At 74.9% G+C, this 23,433-nt stretch carries 13 protein-coding genes; 6 read left to right on the forward strand and 7 right to left on the reverse strand.

What is annotated here, in order from left to right:
* Positions 1–194: 194 nt before the first annotated feature.
* The 4 genes from ABZ714_RS26860 (at position 195) to ABZ714_RS26875 (ending at position 5,257) form a co-directional block, all read left to right on the forward strand.
* Positions 195–1,625, forward strand: a complete 1,431-nt coding sequence (locus tag ABZ714_RS26860; protein ID WP_358827912.1) for an MFS transporter — start codon at positions 195–197, stop codon at positions 1,623–1,625.
* A 367-nt stretch (positions 1,626–1,992) separates the two neighbouring features.
* Positions 1,993–3,126, forward strand: coding sequence for an acyl-CoA dehydrogenase family protein (locus ABZ714_RS26865; protein ID WP_358827913.1), 1,134 nt, complete (start codon positions 1,993–1,995; stop codon positions 3,124–3,126).
* Entirely contained in the window at positions 3,123–4,637 is a 1,515-nt protein-coding gene (locus ABZ714_RS26870; protein WP_358827914.1) for an amino acid adenylation domain-containing protein, read from the forward strand. The genes ABZ714_RS26865 and ABZ714_RS26870 overlap by 4 nt, the downstream gene beginning before the upstream one ends.
* Positions 4,638–4,984: 347 nt before the next feature.
* Positions 4,985–5,257 (forward strand): acyl carrier protein, encoded by a 273-nt coding sequence (locus tag ABZ714_RS26875; RefSeq protein ID WP_358827915.1) that lies wholly within the window; start codon positions 4,985–4,987, stop codon positions 5,255–5,257.
* A gap of 65 nt (positions 5,258–5,322) precedes the next feature.
* Here the strand turns inward: ABZ714_RS26875 and ABZ714_RS26880 are convergent, their stop codons facing one another.
* From ABZ714_RS26880 to ABZ714_RS26905, 6 genes are read right to left on the reverse strand one after another with little or no spacing between them, the layout of a single operon-like run.
* On the reverse strand, positions 5,323–7,113 hold the full coding sequence (locus tag ABZ714_RS26880) for a gamma-glutamyltransferase (protein WP_358827916.1): 1,791 nt from the start codon (positions 7,111–7,113) through the stop codon (positions 5,323–5,325).
* Between the two features lie 23 nt (positions 7,114–7,136).
* Positions 7,137–8,075: a PhzF family phenazine biosynthesis protein gene (locus tag ABZ714_RS26885; RefSeq protein WP_358827917.1), complete on the reverse strand. Its 939-nt coding sequence runs from the start codon at positions 8,073–8,075 to the stop codon at positions 7,137–7,139.
* Positions 8,072–8,950 (reverse strand): LLM class flavin-dependent oxidoreductase, encoded by an 879-nt coding sequence (locus tag ABZ714_RS26890; protein ID WP_358827918.1) that lies wholly within the window; start codon positions 8,948–8,950, stop codon positions 8,072–8,074. Before ABZ714_RS26890 ends, ABZ714_RS26885 begins: the two co-directional genes overlap by 4 nt.
* 20 nt (positions 8,951–8,970) lie before the next feature.
* The gene (locus ABZ714_RS26895; RefSeq protein ID WP_358827919.1) at positions 8,971–9,990 is read right to left on the reverse strand and encodes a hypothetical protein; all 1,020 of its coding nucleotides are present in this window, start codon (positions 9,988–9,990) and stop codon (positions 8,971–8,973) included.
* On the reverse strand, positions 9,987–10,454 hold the full coding sequence (locus ABZ714_RS26900) for a VOC family protein (protein ID WP_358827920.1): 468 nt from the start codon (positions 10,452–10,454) through the stop codon (positions 9,987–9,989). The genes ABZ714_RS26895 and ABZ714_RS26900 overlap by 4 nt, the downstream gene beginning before the upstream one ends.
* Positions 10,455–10,485: 31 nt before the next feature.
* Positions 10,486–11,457 carry a class I SAM-dependent methyltransferase gene (locus tag ABZ714_RS26905; RefSeq protein ID WP_358827921.1) on the reverse strand — a complete coding sequence of 324 codons (972 nt, stop codon included), beginning with the start codon at positions 11,455–11,457 and terminating at the stop codon, positions 10,486–10,488.
* Positions 11,458–12,288: 831 nt separating this feature from the next.
* Here ABZ714_RS26905 and ABZ714_RS26910 point away from each other — a divergent pair.
* Positions 12,289–18,786 carry an amino acid adenylation domain-containing protein gene (locus ABZ714_RS26910; protein ID WP_358827922.1) on the forward strand — a complete coding sequence of 2,166 codons (6,498 nt, stop codon included), beginning with the start codon at positions 12,289–12,291 and terminating at the stop codon, positions 18,784–18,786.
* Positions 18,783–22,724, forward strand: coding sequence for an amino acid adenylation domain-containing protein (locus ABZ714_RS26915; protein ID WP_358827923.1), 3,942 nt, complete (start codon positions 18,783–18,785; stop codon positions 22,722–22,724). The genes ABZ714_RS26910 and ABZ714_RS26915 overlap by 4 nt, the downstream gene beginning before the upstream one ends.
* Positions 22,725–22,760: 36 nt before the next feature.
* Here ABZ714_RS26915 and ABZ714_RS26920 read toward each other — a convergent pair whose 3' ends face one another.
* Complete coding sequence (locus ABZ714_RS26920; protein WP_358827924.1) at positions 22,761–23,414, reverse strand: hypothetical protein; 654 nt, start codon at positions 23,412–23,414, stop codon at positions 22,761–22,763.
* Between the last annotated feature and the right edge of the window lie 19 nt (positions 23,415–23,433).

The raw sequence follows: 23,433 nt of genomic DNA on the forward strand, positions 1-23,433 counted from the left end.
CCCGATACCCCGGCCCGACCCGGTACCCGCACCCCGACCCCGGTACCGGGCCGGGTCCGGTCCCGTTCCGGCCCCGGTTCCCGTCCGGTTCACGCCCGGTTCCGGAGGTCCGGTTCCGGAACCGCCCGAGAAGGCCCGTCCCGCCCCCCGCCGGGGCGGGTCCGGGCAGATCCACCGACGCGAGGAGCGCCGCCATGAGGTCCCGGTCCCGTACGCCCGCCCCGGCACCGCAGTCCGGGCGGGACGGGAGCCGGACGGTCCCGGCCCGGTCCGTTCCGCGGGCGGAGGGAGACCATCCCGCCCAGCGCCGGGTCCTGGTGGTGCTGACCGTCGCCCAGGTACTCAGCGGAGCCGCGCTCGCCGCCGGGTTCACCATCGGGCCGGTACTCGCCGAGGCCATGCTGGGCTCCACCTCGCTCGCCGGGGTGCCGAGCGCGCTCTTCGCGGCCGGTGCCGCCCTGGGCGCCCTCGGCATCGGCCGGATCAGCCGGTCCCGGGGCCGGCGCCCCGGACTGGTCGCCGGATACGCGACCGGGGCCGCCGGCAGCCTCGGTACGGTCGCCGCGACCGCCTGGGAGAACGTGCCGCTGCTGCTGGCCGCACTGCTGGTCTACGGCGTGGGCACCGCGTCGATCATGCAGGCCCGGTTCGCCGGGGCCGATCTCGCCGCCCCGGCCCGCCGGGCGCGCGCGGTGGGCACCGTCCTCCTCGCCACCTCCGCCGGGGCCGTCGCCGGACCCAACCTGGTCGGTGTCACCGGTGAGTTCGCCGAGAGCCACGGCATCCCCTCCGTCGGAGGTCCCTTCCTGCTGGCCTTCGCCGGATTCGCCGCGGCCGCCCTGGTCCTCGGGGCGATGCTGCGGCCCGACCCGCTGCTGACCGCCCGTACCGCGCCCGCCGAACCGGACCCGCCCGCCGAACCGGACGCGGACGCCGAACCGGACGCGGACGCGGAACCGGATCCGGAGGCCGCCGAGGACTCCCAGGACGGCACCGGGACCACCGTCCCGGGTGGCCGCGCCACACTGGCCACCGGGGTCGCCCTGATGATCCTCGCCCAGCTCGTGATGATCTCCGTGATGACGATGACCCCGATCCATATGACCGACCACGGACACAGCACCGGGGCCGCCGGACTGGTCATCGGACTCCACCTGGGGGCCATGTATCTGATGTCCCCGGTCTCCGGGATACTCGCCGACCGGGTCGGCCGCCGGATCACCGCCGTACTCTCCGTCGTCGTCCTGATCGGGTCGGCGCTGCTGGCCGCACTGCTCCCGGCGCACTCCGCGACCGCCCTCTCCACCGCGCTGATCCTGCTCGGCGTCGGCTGGAACCTCGCCTTCGTCAGCGGCTCCGCCATGGTCACCGACGCGCTGCCGCCGTCCGCGTGGGCCCGCGGCCAGAGCCTGACGGACGTCGGCATCCTGGTCGTCGGCGCGGGCGGCGGACTGCTCTCCGGAGTGATCATGACGGCGGGCGGCTTCCCCCTGCTGGCGCTCGGCGGCGCGATCCTGCTGCTGATCCCGCTGCCGCCGCTGCTCCTCGGCACGGTCCTGCCCCGGGCCTCCGCCGTCGCCGCGAAGGAGCCCCGGGGCCCGGTCTCCCCGACCCCCGAGTCCTGAACCCCGGTGAGCCCGGCCGGGACCGGGACGCGGACCGCCCCCTCCGACGCGGCCGGGCCCGGGTCCGTACTCCCGGGAACCCGTTACCCCCGCCGGTGAGTACACCGGCCTCCGGCTGGGCATCTCATTGGTCAGCTCTCCGCCGACGGCGGGGAGCCGGCGCGTCCCCGCACGACAGGTCCGTCCCGAGGTCCGTCCCGGTACCGACGAAAGGTTCCGTCCGTGTCCGAGCGGAGTGCCCGGCCCGACCCCGCCGCGGCACCCGCCCGCGCGCCCGGGGAGAACGGAGCGCGCGGCGACCCGCCGTGACCCCGGCCCCGCCCCCGTACCGCAGGCCCCTTCATCCCTTCACCAGCGGCGAGGTGTGATGTTCCTGGAGTGGCAGCAGGCGCAGTCCGACGCGTACGACACCATGCTCGCGACGGTCGAGAAGACCCTCAGGGAGCCCCCCGACGCCCGCTCCGAACGGCGGACCGCCTGGCGGCGCTGCGGGGAGCTGGGGCTGCTGGGGCTCTGCATCCCCGAGTCGTACGGCGGCGGCGGTCTCGGCGCCCTCGACACCGCGCACCTGGTGGAGGCGTTCGGCCGGGGCTGCGAGGACACCGGACTGGTCTTCGCCACCAGCGCCCATCTCCTCGCCTGCGCCGTACCGATCGCCACGTTCGGCTCCCCGGAGCTGCGCGCCCGGCTGCTGCCCGCGATGTGCGCCGGGGACTCCGTCGCCGCCAACGCCATGACCGAGACCGACGCCGGTTCGGACATCGCCGCGATCACCACCCGGGCCGTCCGCGACGGCGACACCTATGTCCTCGACGGCGCCAAGTCCTGGGCCAGCAACGCCCCCGACGCCGATGTCTTCGTCACCTACGCGGTGACCGACCCCACCGCCGGATTCCTCGGCACCTCGGCCTTCGTGGTGGAACGCGGCACCCCCGGCCTCCGGGTCGGCGGGCCGCTGGCCAAGATGGGCCTCGACACCTGCGCCGCCGGGGCCGTCCACTTCGAGGCGTGCCGGATACCCGCCGGAAACCTGCTCGGCGGCGAGGGCGCGGGCGGCGCCGTCTTCCAGCACTCGATGGCCTGGGAACGGGCCTGTCTCTTCGCCGGCTATCTCGGACTGATGGACCGGCTGCTCGACCGCTGTGTCGGCCACGCCCGGCAGCGCCGTCAGTTCGGCCGCCGGATCGCCGACTTCCAGGCCGTCTCCCACCGCATCGCGGAGATGAAGCTCCGGCTCGAAGGCGCCCGGCTGCTGCTCTACCGGGCCTGCTTCCGGCTCGACCGGGGCGACCACACCGCCGCCGACAGCGCCCTGTCGAAACTCGCCGTCTCCGAGGCCGCGGTCCGGGCCGCCTCCGACGCCCTGCGGATCTTCGGCGCCCGGGGCTATCTCGTCGACGAGGGGCTGGAGGCCGCGCTGCGCGACACCGTACCGGCCCGGCTCTTCTCCGGAACCAACGAGATCCAGCACGAGCTGATCGCGAAGGGGCTCGGGCTGTGAACCTGGCGTCCCTCGTGATCGAATCGGCCCGCCGCGCCCCCGGCGACCCCGCCGTCTCGGGCCCGGACGGCGCACTGAGCTACGGCGCCCTCGACCGGGCCGCCGACCGGCTCGCGGCCCGGCTGCGGGCCCGGGGCGCGGGACCCGGCGACCGGGTGGTGATCTGGCTGGAGAAGTCGGTCACCGCGGTCGTCGCCTTCCAGGCCGTCCTGCGGCTCTCCGCCGTCTACGTACCCGTCGACGCGGCCAACCCGCTCCGCCGGGCCGTACTGATCGCCCGGGGCTGCGGCGCCGCCCTCCTCGTCACCGACCGGGACCGGGCCGGAGCGCTGGACGACTCGGGCCTCGGCACGCCCCCCGTCCTCACCGTCGGAGCGGCCGACCTCACACCCGCCGACGAGCCGAGCGGCGGCGGTGACGGAGACCGCGCCGGGCCCGGAACCGTACTCCCGGCTCCGGCTCCGGCTCCGGACGATCTCGCCTACATCCTCTACACCTCGGGATCGACCGGCGAGCCCAAAGGCGTCTGCGTCACCCACCGGAACGCCCTGACCTTCGTCCGCTGGGCCGCCGCCGAACTCGGCGCCACCCGCCACGACCGGTTCGCCAACCACGCGCCCTTCGGCTTCGACCTCTCGGTCCTCGATCTCTACGCCGCGTTCCTGGCGGGCGCCTCGGTCCGGCTGGTCCCCGCCGAACTGGCCTACGCGCCCCGCCAGCTGACCGCGTTCCTCACCGAGGAGCGGATCACGGTCTGGTACTCGGTGCCCTCCGTCCTGGTCCTGATGATGCGTGACGGCGGGCTCTGCGACACCCCGCGCCCGGCCGCGCTCCGGGCGCTGCTCTTCGCGGGGGAGCCGTTCCCCGCCGCCCCGCTGGCCAGGCTGTACGGGCACTGGCCCGGGGTCCGGTTCCTCAATCTCTACGGCCCCACCGAGACCAATGTCTGTACGTTCCACGAGGTCACGGAGGCGGATATCGGCGGGCCCCCGCCGATCGGCCGGGTCTGCGCCGGGAACGAGGCATGGGCGGAGCGGGCCGACGGGGGGCGGGCCGGACCGCTGGAGGACGGTGAACTCGTGGTCGCCGGGCCGACCGTGATGGCCGGGTACTGGGGCCGCCCCGCCCAGCGGGGCCCGTACCGGACCGGGGACCTGGTCCGGGTCAGGGCCGACGGCGGCTTCGACTACCGGGGACGGCTCGACCAGCTCGTGAAGATCCGGGGACACCGGGTCGAACTCGGGGAGATCGAGTCCGTGCTCGCCCGCCATCCGGCGGTCGACGAGGCGGCCGTCCTGGTCGACGGGGAGGGGACCGCCGCCCGGCTGGTCGCCGTCGTCGTCCCCGGCGCCGCCGCGCCGCCGGGACTGCTGGCGGTCAAACGGCACTGTGCCGCCCTGCTGCCCCGCTACATGATCCCGGACGCCGTGGTGTCCGTGCCCGAACTGCCGCGTACCCGCAACGGCAAGACCGACCGGTCACTGCTGCGTACGGCCCTGAGCGGCGGCTAGGCCGTGTCGTCAGAATCCCGCCTGGCCCGCGACGCCCGGTACGCGCACTCTCCCCCTGTGCCCTACGGGCAGGGGAGGTACCCCCGGCGTTGCCGGGATTCCCGAGTACGTCCGGTACGGGGGAAACCGCCCCCTGGCTTCGCCGGGGACCCCCACCGTCGTCGCGAATTCGCACGCACCGGACGCCGCGGGCCCCGCCCTCCGGGCGGACGGCGCCATTTCGACGACACGGCCCAGGACCACGCCACGCCCGAGCATCCGCCGTCCGCGCCGGGACCCGGCACCGCCGCCGCGACCCGCCGCAATGACGACCCGCCGAAATGACGAGGAGAGGACGACCGACGCCCATGGACCAGGCCGTAGCCGCCGAGGAGATCGAGCGGTACATCCGTACGGAATTCCTCGACGGGGACCCCTCCGCCGAACTGGCCGCCGACTCGCCGCTGCTGGAGTGGGGGGTGCTCAACTCGATGAACATCACCCGCCTCGTGGCGTTCCTGGGCGAGCGGTTCGATGCCGAGGTGGGCCCGGGGGACCTCGTCCCGTCGAACTTCCGGGACGTCGACAGTGTGGCGCGACTGGTCGCCCGGCTCGCACCGGAGGGGGCGGAAGCGGACTGAGCGTGCCGATGTGCCGATGTGCCGACGGGGGCGGCCCCACCCGGACCGCCTCCGTCGGCGCGCGGTCAGCGGACCACGGCGTAGGCCTGGCCGCCGCGCGGGCTCGCGGCGGCCAGTACCCCGCCGTCCGCGTCGATCCCGGTGGCACAGACCTTGCCCAGCGAGTACGGCGCCACAAGGCGCAGCTCGTGGCCCCGTTCCCGCAGCCCGGCCAGGGTTCCGGCGGGGAAGGAGTCCTCCAGGGCCAGGGTCAGCGGCCGGGCCGTGCGGGGGGTGAACGACGTCGGTACGTGATCGGTGTGGAACGCCGGGGCCTCCACCGCCGCCTGCGGACCGAGCCCGAAGTCGAGATGGTGGACGAGGAAGTTGAGGGTCCACTGGTCCTGCTGGTCGCCACCGGGAGTGCCGAACGCCAGCCGGGGACGGCCGTCCCGCAGCAGCAGCGACGGACTGAGCGTGGTCCTGGGCCGCTTGCCCGGTGCCAGGGTGTTGTTGTGGCCCTCCTGGAGCCAGGCCATCTGGCCCCGGGTGCCGAGGGGGAAGCCGAGCCCCGGGACCACCGGGGAACTCTTCAGCCAGCCGCCGCTGGGCGTGGCGACGACCATATTGCCGTCCCGGTCGGTGGCGCTGACACAGGTCGTGTCGCCCTTGGCGGCGGTCCGCAGCAGCACCGTGGGGATGCCGTCGCCGAGCTGGGCCAGCCAGTCGGGCCGCCCCGGGACGGGTGTGACGTCCCGGACCGGCGGGATCCACGGCTCGCGGCCGCCCGGCGAGCCGGGCCGCAGCTCCCCGGAGGCCCGGGGCCCGATCAGCGCCCTGCGGTCCGCCGCGTAGGCCGGGTCCAGCAGCTCCCGCAGGGGTACGTCGGCGTGCTCCGGGTCCCCGTACCACGCCTCCCGGTCGGCGAAGGCGAGCTTGGCGGCCTCCACCACGGTATGGAGGTGCTCGGTGCCGCCGGGCTCCATCGCGCCCAGGTCGAACCCTTCCAGCAGGGCCAGTTGCTGGAGGAAGACCGGCCCCTGCGACCAGGGGCCCGGCTTGTGGACCTGGTGGCCCCGGTAGTCGCAGCTCACCGTCGGCTCGGAGCCCGCGCGCCAGGCGGCGAGATCGGCGCCGGTGAGCAGCCCCCGGTGGTGCCGCCCGGTGCAGTCGATCTGCTCGGTGGCGGTGAACCGGTCGATCGCCTCGGCCACGAAACCCTCGTAGAAGGCGCGGGCGGCGGCGTCGGCCTGGCCCTCGCGGTCGGGCGTGGCGGAGCGCGCCTCGGCCAGGATCCGCCGGTACACCTCGGCCAGGGCCGGATTGCGCATCCGGGTCCCGGCGGCCGGGACCCGCCCGCCGGGCAGGAACGTCCGGCCCGACTCGGTCCACTCGTCCCGGAAGAGGGGGGCCATCACCTCGATCATCGCCGCCGCCTTCGGCAGCAGCGGATAGCCGCCGTCCGCATAGCCGATGGCCGGTTCGAGTACGTCCTCGACCCGGAGCCGGCCGTGGTCGCGGAGCAGCCGCATCCAGGCGCCGAACGCGCCGGGGACGGGGGCGGCCAGCAGTCCCGAGCCGGGGACCGTGTCCAGGCCCAGGGCGTGGAAGGCCGCCGGGGTGGCGGCGGCTGGCATCGGGCCCTGACCGCAGATCACCCGGGTCGTACCGGTCGCCGCCTCGTACACCATGATCGGGACGTCGCCCGCCGGGCCGTTCAGATGCGGCTCGACGACCTGGCACACCAGCGCGGCGGCGACCGCCGCGTCGAAGGCGTTGCCGCCTCGGTCGAGCATCGCCATCCCGGTGGCGGAGGCCAGCCAGTGGCTGGCGGAGACGGCGCCCAGGGTGCCGTGGAGTTCGGGGCGGTGCAGCAAGACGGGTCCTTCCGGAGAGTCGGTCAGCGGGCGGGAGGCGGTGATACGGCGACGGTGCTGACGGTGCCGCGGGCGACGGGGGTGACGTCCCCGGCGGCCGAGGCGTGCTCGGGACGGCCGCCGGCGACGGTGACCGCGCACTCCAGCCGGCCGGTGCGGGGGGTTCCGGAGCCCAGGCGGACGGTGTAGCGGTGGACGCCGTCCCCGGCGGGCAGCCGTCCCGTCGCGGCGAGCCAGCGGCCCAGCGCCAGCGCCACCGGGGCGCACGCCGGGTCGTCGGGGATACCGAACCCGGGGGCGAACAGCCGGGCCCGGACGGCCGTCGGACGGTCCGCGCCATTAGTGGTGTGTCCGGTGGCGGGGGCCGGGTCGGCGGCGACGAGACAGAGCGCCTTCAGCCCCTCCGCCGCCATCCGGGCCGGGTCGGGACGGGCCCGGGCGAGGGCGGAGCCCCGTACCGGCAACAGAGGGAAGGGCGCGCCGAATCCGGTCGCCGTCGGGGCGTCTCCGGTGGTGTCGGCGGCGGCGTCGGCCCGGGTGAGACCGGCGGCGGCGAGCAGCGGTCCGGGGTCGAGTCCGGTGCCGGGCAGCGGGTCGCGGCCGAGGAGGACGGCCCCGGTCGCGTCCGCCGTGAGGGTCTGCCGCGCCGGTCCGCAGCCCTGTGCCACGGGCCCGGCCGGGACGATTCCCAGCCTGACCAGGGTGGCCGCGGTGCCGATGGCGCTGTGGCTGCCGAACGGGGTCTCGCCCGTCGGCTGGAAGACCCGTACCCGGTAGTCCTCGCCGGCCGCCCCGGCGGGCCGGACGAACACGGTCTCGGTGGTGCCGAGTCCGGCGGCGACCGCCGCCATGGCGGCCCCGTCGAGTCCGGCCGCGTCCGGGACGACGGCCAGATCCCCGCCCGGGTACGGCCCTTCGGCGCACATCCGGACGATCTCGTACGGGATCTCGTACGGGGTCACGGGCGGGCCCCCGGGTCCAGTACGGCGGCGGCGATCTCGTCGAGGACTTCGGGCCGCCCCTGGTAGGGGAAGCCGGGCCGGGGCCAGTGGGTGACGACATCGGTGAAGCCGGCGGCCGTGAACCGGCCGCAGGCGTCGGCGTAGGACTCCGCCGAGTCGAGGGTGTCGGTGATCATGGCACCGGTGACGACCATCCGGCGGAGCGACGCCGGGTCCCGTCCGACGCCGGCGCAGGCCGCGTCGAGCGCCGCGGACTGGGCCGCGAGCCCGGGCAGGGCCTGTTCGTAGGGGAGTGGTTCGCCCCAGCCGGGGCGGCCCGCCGTGATCCAGATGTCCGCGTAGCGGGCGGCGAGCCGCAGCCCCCGGGGTCCGGTGGCGGCGACGGCGAGGGGGATCCGGGGCCGCTGGAGACAGCCGGGCCGCATGGCCACCTCCTGACAGCGGAAGTAGCGGCCCTCGTAGCTGGTGGCGGGTTTGGTGAGCAGTTGGTCGGTGAGTTCCACGAACTCGGCGAACCGGTCGGCGCGTTCGGCGGGCGCCGGGGTCGGCTCGCCCAGGACCTCGTCGTCGAAGCCGCCCGCGCCCGCGCCGATTCCGCAGATCAGCCGGCCTCCCGCGATATCGTCCAAGGTCATCATCTCCTTGGCGAACGGCACGGGATGGCGGTAGGCGGGGCTGGCGACCAGGGTGCCGACGGTGATCCGGCCGGTGGCCGCGGCGGCGGCCGTCAGGGTCGGGACGATCGAGAACCAGGGGTCGTCCCGGAGCCACCGCCACATCAGATGGTCGTAGGTCCAGACGTGGTCGAAGCCCAGCTCCTCGGCCCGGATCCAGTGGCGGCGGGCGGTCTCCCAGCGGTGTTCGGGGAGGATCACGACCCCGTGCCGGAGCCCGCTCACCGGGCCGCCGGGGCGCCGGACCCCGTGTCGCCGTCGGTTCCGGTACCGGGGTACGGACCGCCGCCGGATCCGGTCACGGTGTCCGGGGCGCGTCCGGCGGCCAGGGCCGCCGTCCGGACCAGGGCCGGGATCAGATCCTTCTCGCATTCGGCGACGGCGGGTTCGCGCAGCTCTTCGGGGACCGGGTCGAGGGCGTCGCCGACGTCCGGATAGAGCCCGTTGGTGGCCAGGTCGATGGCGACGGCCTTCTGGCGGCGCAGGAGTTGTGCCGTCACCTCCTCCCGGTCCACCGGCGCCCGCAGGGTGAGGAAGTAGCAGTCGAAGACGGCACCCCAGCTGCGGTGGGCGGCGATGTTCCCCTCCAGGACCGCGGCCTGCAACAGGGAGCGGCCCCGTTCGACGAGTTTGGAGGCGACACCGAGGTGGATCTGGTTGGTGAGCGCGATCTCGCGCAGCAGCTCCGCCGTCCGGTGCGGGACGACGGGCGGTGGTCTGCGGCCCCGGAAGAGGCTGCGGACGGCCGGGTAGTCGGGGGCCCAGGTGCCGCTGAACTTGTCGTGCTGGCGGTACATGCTGGGGCGGATGGTCCGCTGGTAGATCTCCCGGGTGCTGGAGCCGGTGTACAGCAGCATGCCGCAGTACGCCCGGACGTACTCGGTCAGCCGGACGGCGGCCGCGTCCTGGTCACCGGTGCCCTCGTGGACGTCGGCGAGGGCGTCGGCGATCAGCCGCCAGATCACGAACGAGACATGGTGGCCGATGATCCAGCGGAACCAGAAGAGCCGTTCCAGGGATTCGGCGTCGACCGGATCGGTGGTCCCGAACCCCTCCCGGGCCTCCGCGAGGAAGCGGGTCACCGCGTCCTCGGCCGCCGGGGAGAGCGACCCCGGGGCGAGGGTGACGGGCTCGGGCGGATGGGGCAGGGTCAGCGGCTCCATGGAGTAGGGGTAGTCGCCGAAGTCCCAGCCCCGGTGCCGGGAGAAGCCGAGGGCGGCCTCGGTCGATGTGGCTCTCACGCCGGTCCCTCCGGAATATGGGTGAACTCGAATTCCAGGCCGTTGACGTCGAGGAAGTAGAAGCTCTCCACCCCGTCGTCGTCGACGACGATCTCGGTGGGCTCCTCGTCGTGGGCGAAGACGAAGCGGCCGGAGTCGCGGACGGCGAGCCAGTGCGCGCGCCGCTCCCGCAGTTCGGCGGAGGACTCGGCCGCCAGACAGACGTGCTGGAATCGGGCGCGGTCCGGCGGCGGCCGCCGGCCGTCGGTTCCGGCGTACTCGAAGAGATGGAACCGCATCCCCGCCGCCTCCACCTCGGCCATCACGACGATGCCGGGCAGCCGTTCGCGGGTGAGCGGGGAGAAGACGTCCGTCGACCAGGTGGGGCGGCAGCCGAAGTACTCCCGGTACCAGTCGACGCTGTTGCCGAGGTCGGCGGTCTGGACGGCGATATGGTGCAGCCGGGGCGGGGCGGGCGGGGTCACTGGGTTTCCCTTTCGGTCGGTGCCGGGCCGGTCAGAGCTGTTCCAGCTCGTAGATCACTTCGCCGACCGCGATATCGATCGCGTACTTCCGCCGTACCCGCCAGCCGCCCTCGGTGAAAACGGACTCCCAGTCCTCCGCCCGGGGGATGAAGGTGCCCATGAGGTCATGGGCGACCTCGAAGCCCAGGGTGAAGACCGGCAGATCCCGGTCGGCGACGCCCACCGTGCGGGTGGCGTCGCCGAGCAGGAACCGCCGGGTCCCGGGGAAGAGTTCACGCAGTCTTCGCAATGTGTCGACGCACCGGGGTCTGGGCCAGAAGTCATGGCCCATCATGAAGCAGGTCAGCAGCTCCACCCGGGCGAACTCGGGGCGGGCCGTCATGGTCCGGACATCCGCCTGGACGAAGGAGACCCGCTCGGCGAATCCGGCCCGGTCGGCGGCGTCGGCGGCGACCTCCAGGGAGGGCGCGGCGATATCGATACCGACCCCCCGGGCCCGGGGGTGGCGGCGCAGGACCTGGAGTACGCGCTCACCGCTGCCGCAGCCCAGATCGGCGACGACCCCCGGCTCGAAGCCGAGCCCGTCGAGGGCCTGGTCGAACCAGGGGTCGTAGCAGAAGGAGCTGATCTCCCGGCAGGCGACCGCGATCGCGGCGCTGTCCCGCTGGTAGTAGTCGCCCGTACGGTTGCGTTCGGGAAGCAGCTCGGGCATCCGGCGGAACAGCTCGGCGCTGCCCCGGGAGAGCCAGTGGAAGAAGGAGCGGGTCCGGTACGCCTCGTCGAAGTTTCCGGCCGGGGTCACCTTGTTGTCGGCGCGTTCGACGATGTCCACCGCCGCCAGGGCGCGAAAGAGCCCGGTCGTCGCCGATAAGTCGAGCCGGTGTCCGGTGGCGAAGGCGGCGATGTCGAGTGCGCCCCGCGATTTCAGCTCGTCGAGTGCGCCCAGTTCCCAGGCGGCGCTGATGGCCGAGGCCGCGACGGCCGAATTGTAGATATGTGCCACTGCTCTTTCGGGGTTCTGAAGAGACATGTCCGCTCGCTCCCAGTTGTTCGCTATCCGGATGGGCCCGTGGGGCCGGAGAAAGCACTGTGCGGAGAACTGCCGGGCCGCTCCTGGTACGGAGTCGGCGGACGGCCGGAAACGCGGAACCCGGTTGCCCGGTGCGGGTCGACAGGAATTCTCCCCCGGGGTGTTACACCGGCAAACCGGCGTTTGCCGGTCGAACTCGGCGCCCGGTGCGGCGCTGCCCGTACTCCCTCCGCCCCGGACGGCGAGTGGCCCGAAATCCTGTCGGCAAAGTGCCAGGATGCCCAGCCGACGTGCCCTTGTCGAGAGGGGGGAGGCGCCGGGTGGCGGACCCGGGGTGGCGCGATCTCCATGGTCAGCGGGGGGTCTTGCCCTTTGTTGGGCGTCAGGTGACACTGTGTCCACTTCTCTGCCCGTGACCGCCTCAGGCAGACGGCTGCCGTCGTCACCAGAACGGGGAACGCAGTGAAACGCGAAACACCGTATCGGGGTGGGCGTACACGGGTTCGGGTCCGGTTCCGGCTGCCGCCGGGTGGCCGCAGGATCCTCCGGCGATGTCGGCCGCGCGGCCGGCCTGGCATTTCCCCGAGGTAGCGACGGGGCGGCGGATGTCTCGTACATCCATGCCCGCCGGGGCGGCCGGGACTTCGCCGCGAACGCCGCTTGCCGGGATGTGACCCGTCGTTCCCCCGTCGTTCCTGCGGGCTTCCTCCGCCGTTCTCCGAGCCTTGTTCCGCAGGTCGTCCGTTCTTCCGTGCCGCCGTCCGCCATGTCATGGATTAGAGGTGTGAGTTGCCGGAGCGCCGAGTGGAACGTCTGCGTCTGCTGGCCGGTCAGCAGGGTATGTGGTACGCCCAGAAATTCGATCCGGACAGCTCCGTCCTCAACGTCGGGGAATACCTCGACATCGCCGCTCCGCTCGATACCGGGCTGTTCCGGACGGCGGTACGGCGGCTGACCGCCGAGGCGGAGACCCTGAGACTCCGCTTCCACGAGGAGGACGGCCACCCGGTCCAGTCCGTCGGCCCGCCGCCGGACGACCCCCTGGCCGTCGTGGACGTCCGGGACGAGCCCGACCCCTTCGCGGCGGCCCTGGAGTGGATGCGGGCCGATCTGGCCCGATTAAGGAACCCGCTGACCGGCCCCCTGGTGACCCAGGCGCTCTTCCCCCTCGCCCCGGACCGGTATCTCTTCTACCGGGGCTGCCATCACATCGTCTGCGACGGCCTCGGCTACGCCGCCCTCGGCGACCGGCTGGCCCGGATCTACACCGCGCTCGCCGCGGGCCGCCCCGTACCGGAGCCCGCCCTCTTACCGCTGCGGACCCTCTTCGAGCGGGAGACCGCCTACCGGGAGTCCGAGCGGTTCGCCGAGGACCGGGCCTACTGGCTCGAAGCCCTGGCCGGGCGCCCCGTCCCCCGCAGCCCCAGTGGGCGGCGCCGCCGGGGACCGGCCCGGGACCGCCGCAGACAGGAGAGCGCCGTCGCCCCCGCCGACGCCGCCCGGCTGCGGGACGCCGCCGCGGGACTGCGGACCGGTACGGCCCGGCTGGTGGTCGCCGCCACCGCGCTCTACGTCTCCCGGCTCACCGGCGAACGGGACGTGGTGGTGGGCTTCGCCGTCCCCGGCCGCGACCTCGACACCGCGCCCCCGGGACGGCCCGGTACCCCCGCCGTCCCCGGCATGATGTCGAACGTCGTACCGATCCCGCTCACCGTCCGGCCCGGCACCCCGCTGCGGCAGCTCGTCGCCGAGGCGTCCCGCCGGGTCGGAACCGCCTTCTGGCACCAGCGCTACCGCTCCGAGGACCTCGGCCGCGACCTGGGGACCGTACCCGGCGACGCCCTGTGGTCGATGTCCGTCAATGTCATCCCCTTCACCCGCCACGGCGCCTTCGGACCGGGCCGCTACACCACGCACAACCTCTCCACCGGCCCCTTCCACGACCTCGGACTCACCCTCTGGGACCAGGAGCCCGACGGCGGGATGCGGCTGGTGCTGGACGCCGACCCCCGGCTCCACAGCCGGGCCGAACAACAGGGCCACACCGACCGGCTGACGGGTCTGCTGCACCGGTTCGCCGAACTCCCGCCCGACACCCCCGCCGGCCGGATCGGACTCGTCGCCCCCGCCGAGCGCACCCGGGCCCTGGCCCGGGGCCGGGGCGAGGCGGCGGCACCCGGGGACCTCACCGTCCTGCCGGAACTCCTCGCGGCGGGCGCCGCCCTGGACCCGGACCGCCCCGCCGTCGTCCAGGGCCGGGAGTCCCTGACGTACGCCGCCTTCGAAGCCCGTGCCCACCGGCTCGCCCGCCGGCTGATCGCCCGCGGCGCCGGCCCCGAACGGTATGTCGCCCTGCTGCTGCCCCGGACCCCGGACGCCGTGGCCGCCATGGCCGCCGTCCTCGAATCGGGCGCCGCCCAGGTCCCCCTCGACCCCCGCCATCCCGCCGAGCGGATCGCCCACGCCCTCGACGACTGCGCCCCCGCCGTCGTGGTCACCGTCGCCGCACTCGCCGGCCGGATCACCGCGATCCGGCCGGGAACACCCCTGCTGCTCCTCGACGACCCGGCGGCCGAGGCGGCGGAACCCGCAACCGACACCCCCCTCACGGCCGCCGAGCGGACCACCCCGCTCCGCCCCGGACACCCGGCCTACGCGCTCTACACCTCCGGCTCCACCGGCCGCCCCAAGGCCGTCGTCGTGGCCCACGGCTCCCTCGCACTCTTCGTCCGCGCCACCGCCCGGCACCACGGACTCCGGCCCGACGACCGGGTCCTGGCCTGGCACTCCTTCACCTTCGACGCCTCCGTGATCGGCCTCTTCATCCCGCTCGCCGCGGGCGCGACCGTCGTACTCGCCGACGAGGACCAGCGGGTCGACCCCCATGCCCTCCAGGCCCTGCTCGCCGGGGAACGCGTCACCGTCGCCCATGTCACCCCCGGCGTGCTGCCACCGCTGCGGCCCGAGGAACTGCCCGACCTGCGGCTGATGTCCGCGGGCGGCGAACGGCTGCCCGCCGCCGAGGTCGACCGCTGGGCCACCGGCGACCGCGCGCTGTGGAACGCGTACGGCCCCACCGAGGCCACCGTCGACGCCACCCGCCACCGCTGTACGGCCCCCGCCCGGGGCACCGACCCGCCGATCGGCCGGGCCGTGCCGGGCACCGTGACATACGTCCTCGACGACGGCCTCCAGCCCGTCCCCGACGGGGTCGCGGGCGAGCTGTACCTGGCGGGCGCCGGGCTGGCCCGCGGCTATCTCGGCCGGGCCGCGCTCACCGCCGAACGGTTCACCGCCGACCCCTACGGCCCGCCCGGCACCCGGATGTACCGCACCGGCGACCTGGTCCGGCGGCTGCCCTCCGGAGAGCTGGAGTTCATCGGCCGGGCCGACGGCCAGGTCAAGGTGCGCGGCGTCCGGATCGAACTCGGCGAGATCGAGTCAGCCCTGACCGGCTGCCGGGGCGTGGCCCGCGCGGCGGCCGTCGCCCGCGACGACGGTACGGGTACCCGGCTCACCGGATTCGTGGTGCCGGCCCCCGGCACCGACCCCGATCCGGCGGCCGTCCGCGACGAGATCGCCGCCGTCCTGCCCGCCGCCATGGTCCCGGCCCGGATCGTGGTCGTCGCCGAACTCCCCCTCACCCCCAACGGCAAGGTCGACCGGGCCGCCCTGACGGTACCCGCGCCCGACCCCGGCGACGGCCCGGCGGTACGGCCGCCCTCAGGGCCCGCCGAAGAGACCCTGTGCGCCGTCTTCGCCGAGGTCCTCGGCGTCGAACCGGAACGGATCGGCGGCGACGGCGACTTCTTCGCCCTCGGCGGTCACTCCCTGTCCGCCGGGCGGCTGCTGGGCCGGATCCGGACCGCGTTCGGCCTGGAGACCGGCATCCGCACGGTCTACGAATCACCCACCGTCGCCGCCCTCGCCGCCCGGCTCGACGACCTGCGCCGCACCGGCCCCGAGCGGAACGCGCCACCAGGGTCTGTCGGAACCGGCCCGGACACCCGGGCGCCGTCCGGACCCGTCCGCGCCGTCCGCCCCGAACGGATCCCCCTCTCGTACGCCCAGTCCCGGCTCTGGTTCCTGCACCAGCTCGGCGGCGACGAGGCCACCTACCACCAGCCGATGGCGCTCCGGCTCACCGGCCCCCTCGACGTCCCCGCCCTCCGGGCCGCCCTCCGCGACCTCGTCGCCCGGCACGAGGCGCTGCGTACCGTCTTCCCCGCCACCGACGGCGAACCCCGCCAGCACGTCCTCGACCCCGCCGAGGCCGAACCCCCGCTCCCCGTACTCCCCGTCCCCCCGGAAGGGCTCGCGGCGGCCCTGACCCGGCTCACCCGGCTCCCGTTCGCCCTCGACCGCGACCTCCCGCTCCGGGCCACCCTCTTCGCCGAAGCCCCGGACGAGCACGTCCTGCTGCTGGTGATCCATCACATCGCCGGGGACGGCTCGTCCCACCGGCCCATGCTCCGCGACCTCTCCGAGGCGTACACGGCCCGCCGCGAGGGGCGCGCCCCCGCCCTGCCGCCGCTGCCCGTGCAGTACCCCGACTACGCCCTCTGGCAGCGGAAGCTGCTGGGCGCCGCCACCGACCCCGGCAGCGTCACGGCGCGCCAGCTCGCCCACTGGCGGACGGCCCTCGCCGGACTCCCCGACGAGATCGACCTGCCGGTCGACCGGCTCCGCCCGGCGACCGCCGGCTCCCGGGGCGCCTCGATCCCCCTCACCGTCCCCGCCGCGCTCCACCGCGCCCTCGACGAACTGGCCAGGGACCGGGGCGCCAGCCTCTTCATGGTGGTCCAGGCCGCGCTCGCCGCCCTGCTGGGCAGGCTCGGCGCCGGGGCCGACATCCCCATCGGCTTCCCCACCGCCGGACGCGGCGACGACGCGCTCGAAGAACTCGTCGGCTTCTTCAGCAACACCCTCGTCCTGCGGACCGACCTCACCGGCGACCCCGCCTTCACCGAACTCCTCGACCGGGTACGGGAGGCCGCCCTCGACGCCCTCTCCCACCAGGACGTCCCGTTCGAAACCCTGGTCGAAGACCTGGTCCGGGACCGCACCCCGGCCCGCCACCCCCTCTTCCAGGTCATGCTGGTCCTCCAGAACACCCGCGCCGGACGGCTCGACCTGCCCGGCGTCACCGCCCGCCGGGAACCCGTCGAGAAGGGCACCACCCCCTTCGACCTGGTGATCGAACTCGACGACACCTCACCCGCCGCCGACGGACCCGCCGGACTCGGCGGCGCCGTCCACTTCAGTACCGAACTCTTCGACACCGCCACGATCCACGCCGTCGCCGAACGGCTGCTCCTGCTGCTGCGCGCCGTCACCGAACGCCCGGACACCCGGCTCAGCGCCCTCGACCTCTTCCGGCCGGGCGAACGGGACCGCGTCCTCACCCGGTGGAACGCCACCGAGCACCCCGTCCCCGCCACGACACTCCCCGCCATGCTGGAGTCCTGGGCCGCCCGCGACCCCGGGCGGACCGCCGTCACCGCCGCCGGTGAACGGCTCTCGTACGCCGCGCTCAACGCCCGGGCCAACCGGCTCGCCCGGGAACTCATCGCCCACGGAGCGGGCCCCGAACAGGTCGTCGCCATCGCCCTGCCCCGGTCGCCCGACCTGATCGCCGCGGTCTGGGCCGTCCTCAAGGCCGGTGCCGCCTATCTGCCGCTCGACCCCGGCTACCCCGCCGAACGCGTCGCGTTCCTGCTCGCCGACGTCCGCCCCACCGCCCTGCTCACCACCGGCGCCACCCCCGTCACCGCACCCGGCGGGACACCCCGGATCGACCTCGACGACCCCGCCGTACGGAACCGGATCGACGCCCGCCCGGCCGACGACGTCCCGGACGCCGAACGGACCTCGCCGCTGCGCCCCGACACCCCCGTCTACACCATCCACACCTCGGGCTCCACCGGCACCCCCAAGGGCGTGACGATGGTCTCCGGCGCCATGGTCAACCTGGTGCACTGCCACACCGAATGGATCGCCCGGGACCAGGAGAGTCCCCCCGCGGGGCCGGTCGCCCAGTTCTCCGCCTTCAGCTTCGACGTCTCCGCCTGGGAGATCATCGAACCCCTCACCGCGGGCAAACAGGTCGCCGTACCCGACGCCGACGTACGCCGCGACGCCGCCGCGCTCACCCGCTGGCTGGACGAACACGCCGTACACGAGATCTGCGCCCCCCAGGTGATGGTGGAGGCCATCGCCGACGCCGCCCTCGAACAGGGTCTCGACCTGCCCGCCTTGCGCGACCTCAGCCAGGGCGGCGAAGCCCTCCGGCTCACCCCCCGGCTGCGCGCCTTCCTCGCCCGGCGGCCCGGCCGGCGGCTGCACAACCTCTACGGCCCCACCGAGACCCATCTGGTGACCGCCTTCGCGCTCCCCGCCGAGGCCCTGCCCGGGTGGGAGTCCACCACGGCCCCCATCGGCGGCCCGATCTGGAACACCCGCCTTCATGTGCTGGACCCGTGGCTGCGGCCCGTACCACCCGGCGTCAAGGGCGAGCTGTACATCGCCGGGACCGCCCTGGCCCGCGGCTACTGGGCCCGCCCCGGCCTGACCTCGGGCCGGTTCGTCGCCGACCCCTTCGGCCCGGCCGGATCCCGGATGTACCGCACCGGCGACGTGGTCCGCTGGACCGAGGACGGTCTGCTGGCCTTCGCCGGACGCACCGACGACCAGGTCAAGGTGCGCGGCTTCCGGGTCGAACCCGGCGAGGTCGAATCCGTCATCGCCCGCCACGAACACGTCGCCCAGGTCGCCGTCGTGGTCCGCGACGACGGCACACCCGGCGCGGGCAAACGGCTGGTGGCCTATGTCGTGGCCCGCCCCGGGACCGAACTCGGCGAGGCCGGGCTACGGGCCTTCGCCGCCGCGTCGCTGCCCGACTTCATGCTGCCGTCCGCCACCGTCTTCCTCGACCGGATGCCGCTGACCCTCAGCGGCAAGGTCCACCGCAGGGCGCTGCCCGTACCCGACTTCTCCCGCCGGACCGGAGTGCTGGAACCCCGCACCCCCCGCGAGAAGGCCCTCTGCGGACTCTTCGCCGAACTCCTCGGCCTCGACCGGGTCGGCGCCGACGAGTCCTTCTTCGAACTCGGCGGCCACTCCCTGCTCGCGACCCGGCTCACCAGCCGGATCCGTACCGTCCTCGACATCGAGGTCGCCGTACGCGCCGTCTTCGAGGCCCCGACCCCGGCCGCGCTGGCCGCCGCCCTCCCCGAACCGGGCGCCGGCGGACCGCGCCGCCCCGTACTGCGCCGCCGGGACCGGACGGAGGACGGCCGGTGACCCCCCTCTCCGACGCCCAGGCCCGGATCCTGTTCCTCGACCGGCTCGACGGCGGTACGGGCTACCGCATCGCCCTCGGCTACCGGCTCCGCGGCCCTCTGGACCGGGCCGCGCTCGCCGACGCGCTCGCCGACCTCGTCACCCGCCACGAAAGCCTGCGGACCGTCTTCCCCGACCCCGAGGACCCGGAGGCGGAGCCGTACCAGCACATCCTCGAACCCGCCGAGGCCCGCCCCGAACTCCGCACCACCACCGTCACCGAGGCCGGACTGCGCGCCGCCCTCGATACGGCCCTGCACCGGCCGTTCGACCTCACCCGGCGGCCCCCGGTCCACACCGACCTGTTCGTCCTCGGCGAGCGGGAACACGTCCTGCTGATCCTGCTCCACCACATCGCCGCCGACGGCTGGTCCGTGGCACCCCTGCTGAGCGACCTCGCCCGCGCCTACACGGCCCGGACCCGGGGCCGCGCCCCCGACCTCGAACCCCTCCCGGTGCAGTACGCCGACTACACCCTCTGGCAGCGGGAACTCCTCGGCGACGAGAACGACCCCGACAGCCCGGCCCGGCGCCAGCTCGACTACTGGCGGCGGACCCTCCACGGCCTCCCCGACCGGCTGGAACTCCCCGCCGACCGGCCCCGGCCCGCCGCCGCGAGCTACCGCGGCGGCTCCGTCCCCCTCACCATCGGCCCCGGCACCCACCGCGCGGCGCTGGCCCTCGCCCGCCGCGAGGGCGCCAGCCTCTACATGGTGCTCCAGGCCGCCCTGGCCGCCCTGCTGACCCGGCACGGCGCCGGTACCGACATCCCGATCGGCTCCGCCGTCGCCGGACGCACCGACGAAGCACTCGACGGCCTCGTCGGCATGTTCGTCAACACCCTCGTCCTGCGGACCGACACCGGCGGCGACCCCACCTTCCGCGAGCTGCTGGCCCGGGTCAGGGAGACCGACCTGTCCGCCTACGCCCACCAGGACGTGCCCTTCGCCCGGCTGGTCGAAGTGCTCCGCCCGGTCCGCTCCGCCGCCTGGAACCCCCTCTTCCAGGCCGGACTCAGCCTGGTCGACGACATCGACGCCGTCCCCGAACTCCCCGGGATCGAGGCGGCCGTGGAACCCGTACTCGACGCCGACGCCAAGATGGACCTCTCCGTCCACCTCCGGCAGCGCCGGGCCGGGGACCGCGACCGGGCCGCCGGAATGACCGGATCGGTGGAGTTCTCCCGCGACCTCTTCGACCCGCCGACCGTACGAAGGCTCGCCGACCGGTACGTCCGGCTGCTGACCGCCTGCACCGCCGAACCCGACACCCGGATCGGCGCCGTCGAACTGCTCACCCCGGCCGAACGGGCCGAACTGCTCACCGGCGGACCGCCCGCCGCGCCGGAGGGCCCGCTGCTCCCCGAACTCCTCGCCGACCAGGCGGCCCGTACCCCCGAGGCCCCGGCCGTCGAACGCGGCGCCGACCGGCTCACCTACGGCGAACTGGACGCCCGCGCCGAACGGCTGGCCCGGGAGCTGACCCGGCGCGGCATCGGACCCGAGGACCGGGTGGTGGTCCTGCTGCCGCCCGGTACCGACCTGGTCGTGGCGCTCGTCGCGGTCCTCAAGTCGGGCGCCGCCTATGTGCCGCTCGACCCCGGACACCCCGAACGGCGCCTCGCCTTCCTGGTCGGGGACGCCGCGCCCCGGCTGCTGCTGGCCCGGTCCCGGACGTCCGCCGCCGTCCACGGCGGTCTGCCCGTACTGGACCCGGCCGGGCCCCCGCCCGGGACTCCTCCCGGAGCCGACGCCGCCGACGCCGACGGTGCCCCGGGCGCCGCCGCGCCGCGCCCGTACGGCCCCGACCCGGCGAAGACCCTGCGACCCGGCCACCCGGCGTACGTCGTCTACACCTCGGGCTCCACCGGCCGCCCCAAGGGCGTCGTGGTCGAACACGGCGCCATCGCGGCGTACATCCGCAACTGCCGGGACCGCTACCCCGCGGCGTCCGGAGTGAGCCTGGCCGGACTCTCCGTCGCCTTCGACGGCGCTCTGCCCGGTCTCCTCACCCCGCTGATCAGCGGCGGGCTGGTCCGGTTCGGCGACCCCCTGCGGCCCGGCGACGGCGGATCCGGCACACCACCGACCCTGATGACCGTCACCCCCGGCCATCTGGAGCTGCTGAACCAGCTCCCCGGGGCCCTCGCGCCCGCCCACGCCCTGCTGATCGGCGGCGAGGCCCTGCGCGGCCCGGCACTCGACCGCTGGCGCGCCCGCCACCCGGGGGTACGGGTGCACAATCTCTACGGACCCACCGAGACCACCGTCACCTGCGCCGAGTTCCGGCTGGAGCCCGGCGAGCCCACACCGGCCGGAGCGGTCCCCTTCGGCCGCCCGGTCGAAGGGGTCCGCCTCCTCGTCCTCGACCCGTGGCTGAACCTCCTCCCGCCGGGCGTCACGGGCGAGCTGTACGTGGCCGGGCAGGGCCTCGCCCGGGGCTACCACGGACGGCACGCCCTCACCGCCGAACGCTTCACCCCCGACCCGTTCGGCCCGCCGGGCGCGCGGATGTACCGCACCGGCGACCTGGCCCGACGGCTGCCCTCCGGGGAGCTGGAGTTCATCGGCCGGGCCGACGGCCAGGTCAAGATCCGGGGCCACCGGATCGAACTCGGCGAGATCGAGGCCGCGCTCGGCGCGCTGCCCGGTGTCGCCCGGGGCGCCGCCACCGTCGTCGAACACTCCGCCGACGACCGCCGGATCGTGGCCTACGCGGTGCCCTCCGGCGGCGACCCGGCCGCACTCGACCCCGTCCGGCTGCGGAGCGCGCTCGCCGGGACCCTGCCCGCGCCCATGGTCCCCTCGGTGGTGGTGATCCTCGCCGGACTGCCGCTCACCGCCAACGGGAAGACCGACCGGGCGGCCCTGCCCCCGCCGCCGTCCGGCGGACCCGCCCCGGACGGGGGACCGGCCCCGGACACCGGTCCGCGCACCCCGCTGACCCCGGAGCAGTCGGCGCTCCGCGCGGTCTTCGCGGAGGTCCTCGGCGTCCCCGAGGAACGGGTGGGCGCCGACGACAACTTCTTCGAACTCGGCGGCCACTCCCTCCTCGTACCGCGGCTCGTCCGCCGGGCCCGGGAATCCGCCGGGGTCGGCCTCACCGTCCAGCGGATCTTCCTCCGCCCCACGGTCGCGGGCCTGCTGGACGGCCCGGCGGCGGGCCGGACCGCCCTCGGCCCGCTGCTGCGGCTGCGGGAGGGCGCCGGGCCGCCGCTGTGGTGCGTCCATCCGGGCAGCGGCGTCGGCTGGAGCTATACGGGACTGCTGCCGTACGTCCCCCGGGAGCATCCGGTCCTCGCCCTCCAGGCGCGCGGTCTCGACGGCACGGACGATCTCGCCGAAAGCTACGACGCGCTGGTCGCCGACTATCTGCGGCGGATCACCGGCGAACAGCCCGCCGGGCCCTATCTGCTGACCGGCTGGTCATTCGGCGGTACGGTCGCGCACTCCCTCGCGGTACGGCTCCGTACGCTCGGCCACCGGGTGGCGCTGCTCGCCGCGATCGACTCCTGGCCGGTCGGCGCCGGACGCGGTGAACCGGCGGCCGGACCGGCCGACGTCCACGCGGTGGCCCGGGACGGCGGCGCGGCGGAGCGGGCGGAGACGGCGGGCGCGGGGGACCGGGTCCTGGACGTCACCCGCAATCTGTTCCGGCTGATGGCCGAGGCGAGTACGCCCGCCGGGGTCTTCGACGGGCCGCTGCTGGCGTTCGCCTCGGCCGAGGGCGATACGGGGCCCGGGATGACGGCCCGGTGGCGCCCCCGTGTCACCGGGGAGATCACCGTGGTACCGGTGGACTTCGACCATCTCGCCCTGATGACCCCGGCGTCCCTCGCGGTGATCGGCCCGGCTCTGGCGCGGGCGCTGCGGGCGGCGGACATCCCGGGACCCGGCTGACGGGGCGCCGGGGCGGAGGCGGGGCAGCCGCCGGGGCTACTGCGCCCCGCCGAGCCCGTCGATCAGCTTCTTCGCACAGAGGTCGCGGGCCCGTTCGTAGCCGGGCGGCTCCGCGCCGGGCAGCGCCTTCCCGGTGCGCGGCAGGCCGCCGGGGATCACCTCGCCGCCGGAGAGCGTGGGATCGGTGAACTCCGGCACCCCGTTGGCCCGCACGCACCCGGCGTGGGACAGCAGCGACGCGTAGTCCTGCCGGGCGTCCCGCGCCGGGGCCAGCGCCGTCGCGGCCCGCAGCTCCGGGAGGCAGACCGCGTTCCGGCCGCCCTGGTACTCCTCGCCCCGGCGCCCGGGGTCCACCAGGTCGTCGATCTGCGGATAGTCGAGATGGCCGCCGGGGCGGGGGTCGGGGAAGTCCGCCACCCCGCCCTTGGCCCGCATGCACCGCACATAGACGAGCTGCGCTTCGTAGAAGGCGCTCCGGTCCCCGGCGGCCGGCCGGGGCGACGGCCCGCCCGGAACGGCCGCCGCCGTGGCCGGGGCCGGTGCGGCGGGCAGGGAGGCGAACTCCCCGCCGTCGTGGACGCGGACCCCCTCCCCGCCTCCGCAGGCGACGGAGAGCGCGAGCAGGGGAACGGCGACGAGCACGGCGAGCCGGTCCCAGGCGGCGCCGCGGCCGGGGGTGTGGTGGTTCATGGCATCAACCTCGGCCCCG

This window comes from Streptomyces sp. NPDC006798, assembly GCF_040635975.1.
Taxonomy (GTDB): domain Bacteria; phylum Actinomycetota; class Actinomycetes; order Streptomycetales; family Streptomycetaceae; genus Streptomyces.

Coding starts and splice junctions, on each gene's coding strand:
- ABZ714_RS26875 (WP_358827915.1), top strand. CDS start 4,985: ATGGACCAGGCCGTAGCCGCCGAGGAGATCGAGCGGTACATCCGTACG.
- ABZ714_RS26920 (WP_358827924.1), bottom strand. CDS start 23,414: ATGAACCACCACACCCCCGGCCGCGGCGCCGCCTGGGACCGGCTCGCC.
- ABZ714_RS26865 (WP_358827913.1), top strand. CDS start 1,993: ATGTTCCTGGAGTGGCAGCAGGCGCAGTCCGACGCGTACGACACCATG.
- ABZ714_RS26860 (WP_358827912.1), top strand. CDS start 195: ATGAGGTCCCGGTCCCGTACGCCCGCCCCGGCACCGCAGTCCGGGCGG.